The sequence below is a fragment of the Oligoflexia bacterium genome (genome assembly GCA_034439615.1).
In the GTDB taxonomy this organism is placed as follows: domain Bacteria; phylum Bdellovibrionota; class Bdellovibrionia; order JABDDW01; family JABDDW01; genus JAWXAT01.
Map to the genome: position 1 here is coordinate 1 of JAWXAT010000011.1, position 9411 is coordinate 9411.

Genomic DNA, 9411 nt, shown 5'->3' on the forward strand with positions numbered 1-9411 from the left:
AAATAAAAACTGTTCCACCGGCCCCACCGCCACCGCCACCACCTCCACTACCGCTTGATCCGCTGGAACCTCCATTTTCTCCATTTGCACTAAATTTTTTCATACCAGGACCTATAAGATCAATTTTTCTTGCTGAAATAATAATAATTCCACCGCCAGTACCACCATTTCCTCCGTTAAAGGTGGGGACATAACTTCCTCCTGCGCCAGAACCACCCATAAATAATTTTCGACATCCAGGGCAATCATCAGCAACTACAAAATTAGTTTCACCAGATATTGCGTTATTTCCGCCAATTCCATTACCACCCAAACCAATATTTGAACCAGCCCCACCGCCCGCGGCTACGCCACTTTGACCTGCATCACCACAATTGGGGCCATTTGCTCGTTGGCCTGAGTTGTTGTTTGATATCCCGCCAACTCCTCCAGCAAAACTTCCGTTTGTGTTGCCAAAGCCTGCCGCATCGAAGTTAACATAACCTCCATCTGCTGAAATAGTCATCGTATCAGCTACTTTAACGGCGATAATTCCACCGCCATTATCAAGTGACCCTGATGACAGATTAATATTCATACCTGTTGCTTGAACCTTAAAATTTTTAAAGTTATGCACGCGCACGAGAACGAGTACGCAGATACTGTCAACATGTCCTGAGAGACTTGCGCTAATTGCGGCTGCATTTATTGTGGTAGGTTGTGGCGAAATAGGGCGATCAAGTGTGATGTTTGAAATATAACCGCCAGCACTTTCGGTTTTTTTCACAATACCAAAACCATATCGACCAGCTTCTAAATCTTTTCCACATATTGTTTCTGGGTATGCTGCAAGTGCGTGCCACATCACTTCATCACCTGGTAGAACATCTGTTGATCCAAATTGCGAAGACTCCATGGTGAGTTTTCGACCGTTGGTGGTGCCAATGACACGTGATAAATTTACCAATCTTTTACCGTTTGAAAATGAATCCCCTGATGACATTGAAGCTATCACAGTCACATCTCCATCAGTGCCGCGGCCAAATGTGTATTGTGAAAATGACGAGAGCAAACTGGTTTGCGGAGTCGCAGAAGTACACCCCAATGCGATCAGGAGCAGCGATAATCCAATTGTCTCAAACCGAACAAACGTGCGCATTTACGTACCTCCATCTATGTAGTGTCGGCTTATATAAGACAGGACTTAAGTCATTTGACTTAAGTCCTGCTAAGTAGTTGTAAGTGTTTGAAATGCTAAAGTTAAACATGCTTAAGGAGCATTAAATAAATCCTCAGGCACAATAATAACGGGATCCTGTGGTGTTTGATTATCTGTGTAAGTGCCATCACTTGTGCCAGTGGTGGGGAGTGGTTGTTCTTGAGTAGTGTCAGGATAACTCACCTCAGGTGTTGGCAAAGTTGCGGGAGGGGGAATTGGTGCACGCGTTGCTGATTTTACTTTGATGACGGGTTTTAACAGGCAACCACCATTACCTTGAAGCACTACTGAATCGTCAGCGTCAAAATCAAGAGTGATGGCATAAGAATACCCAGCCTCAGTTGTGAATGCAGGATTAAATAATATCTTCACACCAGAAGTTTGTGCACTTGGTGTTTTCATCTGACAAACAGAACCATTATTCATGACGACGTTATTTCCATCTGCGAGAACAAGTCTCATTTGATGAAAGGTAACACCATCGGGGAGTTTTAAATCTCCCATTGCTTTTAAAATACCGTTTCTTAACTTCAGCAAATCTACAAAACCTAGATTTTCTGCAATGATCAATCGGCCTTGAAGACTTCCTTTTTGTACAAAAAGTTCTACGTGTTTTATATTAATATTTACTGATGAAGCGTCATCAAGGGGTTTATCAGTTAATGTAATTCTCAGTGTTGAGGGAGTGTAGGCGTAGGCTTTATCGCCAGAAGCGAGAGAGCCACCATTATTGGAGCCAGAATTACATGCGACTGCAAAACCAATTGCAGAAATAAGTCCGAACATACGCGCAATAAGAACTAACCTATTATTGTACTTACGCTTATACATATGTATTCTCCTTTTCCAAACTATACGCTGACATAAGCGCTTGCTTGGGTTTGCACTTCCGTTAGGAATTGCTTTGGTTTATTTAATGGATTTAGAAGAATACATGCAGCGGTATGAGTTCATAATACCGCTATTCACTTGGTGCTTCAAATAACCTACTTACCAGTTGGATTAACAGTGAAATTCAAATTTGCTGTCTATGTTTTTGACAATAAATCTAAATTTCAATGCTGTAAGTCCATGCAATAGGTTTTTTTGTAACCGAATAAGGTGAAAATAAAGTTTCAAAATTTATATGTGTTTTTAACTAAGTTTGAGTGGGTTTGAAAAACAAATTACAAAAAGTAAGGCCGTGCATTTTTGTAATCAGCCGCCCAAATAGGCTTCGCGTACTTTTGAATTGGTGAGAAGTTCTTTGCCAGGCCCGGTGAGTACAATTTCACCTGTCTCAACAACATAACCACGGTGTGAAACATTGAGTGCCTGATGGGCGTTTTGTTCAACGAGTAAAATCGTTGTGCCCTCTTTATTGATCTTTCTAATGATATTAAAAATTGTATCAACGATTTGTGGTGCTAAACCAAGGCTGGGCTCATCGAGCAATAAAAGTTTAGGCTTTCCCATAAGTGCTCTAGACATTGCGAGCATCTGTTGTTCACCGCCAGAAAGTGTTCCGGCTTGTTGCTTTAAACGTTCTTTAACACGCGGAAACAGTGAGTAAACATATTCGAGGTCTTTATTAATTTCAGCTTTTGAATCTTTACGTGTGTAAGCACCCATCTCTAGATTTTCAAGTACCGTCAAGTTCGCAAAAATTCCTCTACCTTCGGGAGATTGCAAAAGCCCGAGTCGTACAATTTCATGGGCTTTCATGCCGTGAATGGGTTTTCCTTCAAAAAGAATTTCACCAGAAACGGGTTTTAAAAGACCACTGATGGTTCTTAGTGTTGTGCTTTTGCCTGCACCATTGGCGCCGATAAGAGAAATAATTTCACCTTTATTGACTTCAAAACTTACACCCTTAAGGGCTTCGATGTTTCCGTATTTTACGCGAATATTTTTAACGGAAAGTACAGACTCACTCATGCGTGAGCCTCCACCGCAGCAGAACCCAAATAAGCTTCGATAACTTTTGGATCTTTTTGAATTTTCAGTGGGTTGCCTTCACAAATAATCACACCGTGATCAAGTACAATAATACGTTCGCAAATTCCCATAACAAGTTTCATGTCGTGTTCAATTAATAAAATTGTAACGCCGAATTTTTTTCTAATCTCAGCGATAGTTTCCATTAATGAATGGGTTTCGCTGTGATTCATACCTGCTGCAGGCTCATCAAGCATGACAACCTTGGGGTTAGTGGCAAGGGCTCGTAAAATTTCAAGGCGCCTTTGTTGCCCATAGGGAAGTGATCCTGCTAATTCATTGGCTCTGTCTTGTAGATTAAATATTTTTAATAATTCTAGGGAGCGCTCAATGCCTTCTTTTTCTTCTCGCTCCATACGCTTTGAAATCAAAAGAGCTTCAATCATTGAGTAAGTTGTGTGTTGATGAGCGGCGATGCGCAGATTATCTAATACTGAAAGTGCTTTAAAAAGCCTGATATTTTGAAATGTACGAGAAATGCCTCGTTTTGAAAGTTCAAAAGGTTTTTCACCTTTGATAGGAAGGCCAGCGAATTTAATTTCTCCGCTTGTGGGTTGGTAAACCCCAGTGAGCATATTAAAAACAGTGGTCTTGCCAGCGCCGTTGGGGCCAATAAGGCCAACCAGTTCACCTTTTTGTAAATTAAGTTGAAAGTTTGAAACGGCCACAAGACCACCAAACTTAATTGTTACGTCTTTTGCTTCAAGTAGAGCGTCTGACATATTTCTTCCATAAATCTGAAATTTCTAAGCTACCAAATAAACCCTGAGGTTTGGTCAGCATGAGAATAATGAGGGTCAATGAGTAGATGACCATTCGAAAATCAATACGTGTGATTTCTTGAAGAGGTCTTAAAGCTTCAGGTAGCAGTGTAATGATAATTGCGGCAACAACACTTCCACTAATGCTACCCATGCCGCCAAGTACGACCATTACAACAACGTCAATGCTCTTCATAAAACCAAATGAACTTGGATTTAAATATGAAAGATAATGAGCAAAGATAGAACCGGCGATTCCGGCAAAGAATGAGCTAATTACAAATGCTTTTACTTTATATTTTGTTGTGTCGATACCCATTGCTTCAGCAGCGATTTCATCTTCACGAACACTTAAAAAAGCGCGCCCATGTGTAGATTTCATAAGTCTGACTACTGTGAGACAAGTAATAAACACCCAAGCCATGGTTCCAAAAAAACCAACTGACTTTGGAATGCCATACATCCCACGTGCGCCACCAACTGCTTCTACGTTTAAAAGTACGACACGAATAATTTCTCCAAAACCCAATGTCACAATCGCAAGATAATCACCTTTTAAGCGTAAGCTCGGAAGCCCAACGATGTACCCGGCAGCAGCAGCGAGTAGTCCGCCAGCAATGGTGTTACAAAAGAAATTAATTTCTGTGAACGGGCCTGCCCATCCAGGGAAAGTCATTGTGAGCCATGCGCTTAAATAAGCACCTGCTGCCATAAAGCCAGCATGACCAATAGAAAACTGACCTGTAAAACCATTCACCAAATTTAAGCTCACAGCTAAAATGATATTTATACCGCAATAAATAACCATGGCTTGTAGGTAGGGGTTCATCAGACTTGGAAATATAAAATCACAAGCATAAATAAGTGCAAAAACAAGGGCTGGCATAATAAGAGAGCGTTTAATGTTTAACATTAAACTTTCTCCACAGAAAATTTGCCTAAAAGGCCTGCTGGTCTAAAAATCAAAATGACTATCAATATTCCAAAGGCCAGAGCATCTCGATAAGTCGATGCTCCGTAACCGACAACAAATTCTTCAGCTAAACCCATGATAAGTGCACCAAGTACAGCGCCCGTAATATTTCCGATTCCGCCAAGTACTGCGGCAACGAATGCTTTTAAACCAATCATGATTCCCATTAATGGTTCAATCTTCGGGTATTTCATTCCAACTAGAATTCCGCCAGCTGCTGCGAGAGCTGAACCGATGACAAATGTCATGCTGATAATGCGATCAACGGGAATACCCATGAGACTTGCCCAAGCGCCATTGTAACTAGTGGCTCTCATGGCTTTGCCTAATTTTGTGCTGTGAATAATATATCGAAGTAACAACATCAAACCGCAGGTGGTCATGAAAATAGTAGCATCAAATTTATTGATACTCACTTCGCCCCATTGAAACACAACAGAGTCTTCTAAAATATTTGGAAATAATTGCGGAGTAGCTCCAAAAATAATTTGCCCTGAGTATTCTAAAAGTAAACTCACACCTATTGCAGTAATAAGTGCATTTAATTTGGGGGCATTTCTTAATGGTCTATAAGCAAGGCGCTCGATGAAAAAACCAAGTGCACCACATGCGGCCATCGCAATAAATAAAATGGTAAAGAAGTTCGTATAGCTGGGGCTATTACTAACGTTTAACCAGCGCGCGGAATAAAAGCCCGTAAACGCGCCGATCATGTAAACGTCTGAATGAGCAAAGTTAATGAGCTGTAAAATCCCGTACACCATGGTGTAACCCAGAGCGATGAGGGCGTAAATCATGCCTAAACTTATGCCATTGATTATGTGCTGAAAAAACTCTTCCAAAGATCAAACCTCAACTGCTGCAAACCAAATTTACGGATTAATTGTTGTGACGTACTTGTTGGTAGTTCCATCAACTTTAACAACAACTGCTGATTTTGTAGCGTTACGTTGTTCGTCGATAGTGATTTTTCCAGTAACACCTGGATAATCTTTGGTAGTCGCTAAAGCATCACGAATATCTGCTGGAGATAAAGACTTTGCGCGGTTCATAGCATCAACTAAAACCAAAGCAGCATCGTAACCCATGGCGGAAAGTCCGTCTGGTTCTACGTTGTACGCAGTCTTAAAGCGAGCGATGAAATCACGAGCTTTTGGATCTTCAGTATCCGTTGTGTAGTGATTGCTAAAGTATCCGCCATTGATGGCTTCTTTACCAATTTCAAAAAGTTTAGAGCTATCCCATCCGTCGCCGCCCATTAAAGGAACTTTGAGTCCTAATTGACGGGCTTGTCGCGCAATCAAACCAACTTCAGTGTAATAACCTGGGATAAAAATCGCCTCAGGTTTTACTTTTCCTGATTTGATTGATGTGAGCTGGGCTTTAAAGTCGATATCGTTTGAAACATAGGTTTGTTCAGAGACAATCACTCCACCCATTTTGGTGAAGGTTTCTTTAAAGAAATTAGCTAAGCCAACAGAGTAATCAGATTTTACGTCTTTCATAATCGCGACGTTTTTAACTTTGAGATGTTCACGAGCAAATTTCGCCATAACTGTTCCTTGAAACGGATCAATAAAGCACACGCGAAAAATATAATCTCCGACTTCAGTGACTTTAGGATTCGTTGAACTTGGCGTTAACATAGGGACTTTGTATTGTTGAGCAATTGGGGCTGCTGCTAATGATCTAGAGCTGGCCACTTCACCTAAAACGGCTACAACTTTATTTTGTGTGATGAGCTTTGTAACTGCAGTTGCAGCTTCTTCTGGTTTGCCTTGGTCATCGAGGGATAATAGTTTGAGTTTTTTGCCTCTTACGCCGCCAGCAGCATTAATTTCATTAAAAGCCAGTTCGATACCTTGGTGGGTGCTGATTCCGAAAGTAGCTTCTCCGCCAGTCATTGAACCATATTCACCAACTAAGATTTCGTTTGATTCTGCAGCGGGTGTTGCTGCGCTGTCGCCACCTTGTTTTGCAGTGCAACCTTTGGTGCAACCTGTAAGGGCTAATGTGAAGGAAATAAGTGCGACCAAAATTCGAATGCTCATGCAAAGTCTCCTTTGTATTCAAGCAAGTTGACGGCTTGAATTTGCGACATTAAAAACAACATATCTTGTTATCTCGACTCAGGATTTAGGTCAAATAGATAAAATGCTTTCTAAGCGAAGCCAGTCTTCATTAATTCGTTTTTTCTTAGTAAATGTATCTTTTAAGGGAACAGCGACGATTTTTAGGTCTTTTTCACCTGCCATGACAGCACATTGGCCACTTCTGATGAAGTCAACAGCCGCTGCGCCTAAGCGAGAGGCGAGATTGCGATCTTTTGCGGTGGGACTCCCCCCTCTTTGAATATGGCCAAGAATACAAACTTTCGCGTCAAAACGACTCTGTTTTTTAATCTCTTTGGCAAATTCATAAGCTTGCCCGGGTTTATCGCCTTCAGCGCAAATTAGCAGGCTTGATCGTTTTCCACGTTTGATTCCGCGGTTGATGATTGAAAGTACATGTTTGATTGAAACTTTATTTTCAGGAATAAAAACTTCTTCTGCTCCACAGGCAAGACCCACTTCAAGCGCAATATGACCTGAGTTTCGGCCCATGACTTCGACGATAAAAAGGCGATCATGGCTAGCAGCTGTGTCTCTGATTTTGTCGATGGCCTCAACGCCTGTATTTACGGCGGTATCAAAGCCGATTGTAAAATCGGTCCCATAAACGTCGTTGTCAATAGTGCCTGGCACTCCGATTATAGGAATTGTGTGTTCTTTCCATAAAGCTTGAGCACCTGTGAATGTGCCGTCACCGCCAATGGCAACGAGAGCGTCAAAACCCGCAGCTTTGAAATTTTTTGCGGCCTTGGTGCGGCCAGTAGCGTGATAAAAATCTTTGCATCGGCCCGTTTTAATGATGGTGCCGCCTCGTTGGATAATATTTGAAACTGAACCCAGATCTAAGGGTTTGTATTCTTTGTCGAGAAGACCTTGGTAGCCATGAATAACGGCTGTGACCTGAAGTTTATGATAAATACCTGTTCTTACAACCGCTCGTATGGCGGCGTTCATGCCGGGGGCGTCGCCACCGCTGGTGAGAACTGCTATGTGTTTTAGTTTTTTTACGTTGAAGTGGCTCATGCTTATTTACGTATGCTGTAAAGTTCCTTTATTCAACGTAAAAGTCGCGGGCTTTAGTGGTCGGCGGCATAAAAAAACCGCGCTACTATTATGCAACGCGGTCTCAATTTACATATTTATAAAAGCTTCTGTGTAGCTTTTATTATTTTACCATTTGTTTAAATTCACGGCCTGCTTTGAATTTGGGGTAGTTGCAAGCGGGGATGGTAATGGCTTTTCCTGTTTGAGGATTACGGCCTTTGCGAGTTTTACGTTTTGCTTTTGCGAATGTACCGAAGCCAACGAGTTTTACATCGTCACCTTTTTTTACAGTTTTGCGAATAACTTCGAGGGTGTTGTCTAAAGTCAATTCGATTTGGCTTTTTGACATTTTGGTAGCTTTAGCAACTGCTTCGATGAGTTCTGCTTTATTCATTGGTGTTACCCCTGTTTTGTTGTTGTGAACCAATCTTTTCCAAGACCGACCCGGTTTTTAATAAATTCAATTGTTATAGCAAAAGTAGGCCAAATAGCTCTTTTAAGGTCAAGGATTTTTTTGAATTATTCTTCTTCGTCTTTACTTGTCGGTTGGCTATCGTCTTCATCGTTTGGTTGGTGATCACTTGGAACAGCATGTTTTTCCATGGCCCAATCACCCAGATCAATAAGTTTGCATCGCTCAGTGCAAAAAGGACGAGTGGGATTATTCTCCCAGGTCGTCTCTTTTTTGCATTGAGGGCATTGAACCTTCATGGGTAAAGGCTCTTAGAATGTTGGGGGAGTAAATGGTGGAGTGTAACCACCTGGATAACCGCCGGGATAACTTCCAGGATAACTTCCGGGATAACCGCCGGGACCCATTGGGGGATAAACGCTTTGCTTTCGACGAAACACAAGGCCATGACCAAAATATCCACCATCCATTTTTACTTGAATAGAAATATTGCGATTCGCTTGAGCTTGGTCAATTGGAAATAATGGATTACCAGTTGAGGTAACTTCAAATGTCCACTGTGATGCCATGTCTGGTCTAAAAAATAAGCTTGTCGCAGTTGCAGATGATTCTGTCACTTGTGCTAAGCCCGTTAATGGAACTCCAGAACCAGAAGATGATCCGTGTATTCCGGAAGTCGTGTATCCACCGACATCAAGTACAACTCGCGCAGTTGGCGGTTGGCCATTTACAGTGGGATTAAAAATAATTTCAATGCGAGCACTCGTTGGTGGAATACTGCAGTTAGTGCGTTGGCCAAAAAGTACGTAGCGCTTACAATTGTAAAAGCTCTGAATAATTTTTGAACCTTTGTTTGAATCAATTGTTAAGTTGCCTTCGTAATAAAGTTGTCCGTTGGTGACTCCTAAATAGAGATCACAGCCCGGAGTACCTGG

The 9411-nt window shown here is 41.7% G+C and carries 11 protein-coding genes; all 11 read right to left on the reverse strand.

From position 1 onward, the window contains the following. Nucleotides 1-1138: hypothetical protein (locus SGI74_03350; GenBank protein MDZ4676522.1), on the reverse strand; the 1138-nt coding region annotated here is incomplete at its 3' end. 111 nt (nt 1139-1249) lie between these two features. Continuing rightward, nucleotides 1250-2029 carry a DUF4382 domain-containing protein gene (locus SGI74_03355; GenBank protein ID MDZ4676523.1) on the reverse strand — a complete coding sequence of 260 codons (780 nt, stop codon included), beginning with the start codon at nt 2027-2029 and terminating at the stop codon, nt 1250-1252. 366 nt (nt 2030-2395) lie between these two features. Next, entirely contained in the window at nt 2396-3115 is a 720-nt protein-coding gene (locus tag SGI74_03360; protein ID MDZ4676524.1) for an ABC transporter ATP-binding protein, read from the reverse strand. Beyond that, complete coding sequence (locus SGI74_03365) at nt 3112-3897, reverse strand: ABC transporter ATP-binding protein (protein ID MDZ4676525.1); 786 nt, start codon at nt 3895-3897, stop codon at nt 3112-3114. The genes SGI74_03360 and SGI74_03365 overlap by 4 nt, the downstream gene beginning before the upstream one ends. After that, nucleotides 3878-4849: a branched-chain amino acid ABC transporter permease gene (locus tag SGI74_03370; protein ID MDZ4676526.1), complete on the reverse strand. Its 972-nt coding sequence runs from the start codon at nt 4847-4849 to the stop codon at nt 3878-3880. The genes SGI74_03365 and SGI74_03370 overlap by 20 nt, the downstream gene beginning before the upstream one ends. Then, complete coding sequence (locus tag SGI74_03375; GenBank protein ID MDZ4676527.1) at nt 4849-5751, reverse strand: branched-chain amino acid ABC transporter permease; 903 nt, start codon at nt 5749-5751, stop codon at nt 4849-4851. The genes SGI74_03370 and SGI74_03375 overlap by 1 nt, the downstream gene beginning before the upstream one ends. Before the next feature lie 30 nt (nt 5752-5781). After that, the gene (locus tag SGI74_03380; GenBank protein ID MDZ4676528.1) at nt 5782-6960 is read right to left on the reverse strand and encodes an ABC transporter substrate-binding protein; all 1179 of its coding nucleotides are present in this window, start codon (nt 6958-6960) and stop codon (nt 5782-5784) included. A gap of 90 nt (nt 6961-7050) precedes the next feature. Further along, nucleotides 7051-8043: a 6-phosphofructokinase gene (gene pfkA, locus SGI74_03385; GenBank protein ID MDZ4676529.1), complete on the reverse strand. Its 993-nt coding sequence runs from the start codon at nt 8041-8043 to the stop codon at nt 7051-7053. A 142-nt stretch (nt 8044-8185) separates the two neighbouring features. Next, nucleotides 8186-8458, reverse strand: a complete 273-nt coding sequence (locus SGI74_03390; protein ID MDZ4676530.1) for an HU family DNA-binding protein — start codon at nt 8456-8458, stop codon at nt 8186-8188. 125 nt (nt 8459-8583) lie between these two features. Beyond that, nucleotides 8584-8775, reverse strand: coding sequence for a DNA gyrase inhibitor YacG (locus tag SGI74_03395; protein ID MDZ4676531.1), 192 nt, complete (start codon nt 8773-8775; stop codon nt 8584-8586). A 12-nt stretch (nt 8776-8787) separates the two neighbouring features. Next, a partial coding sequence (locus SGI74_03400) for a hypothetical protein (GenBank protein MDZ4676532.1) occupies nt 8788-9411 on the reverse strand: 624 nt, incomplete at its 5' end.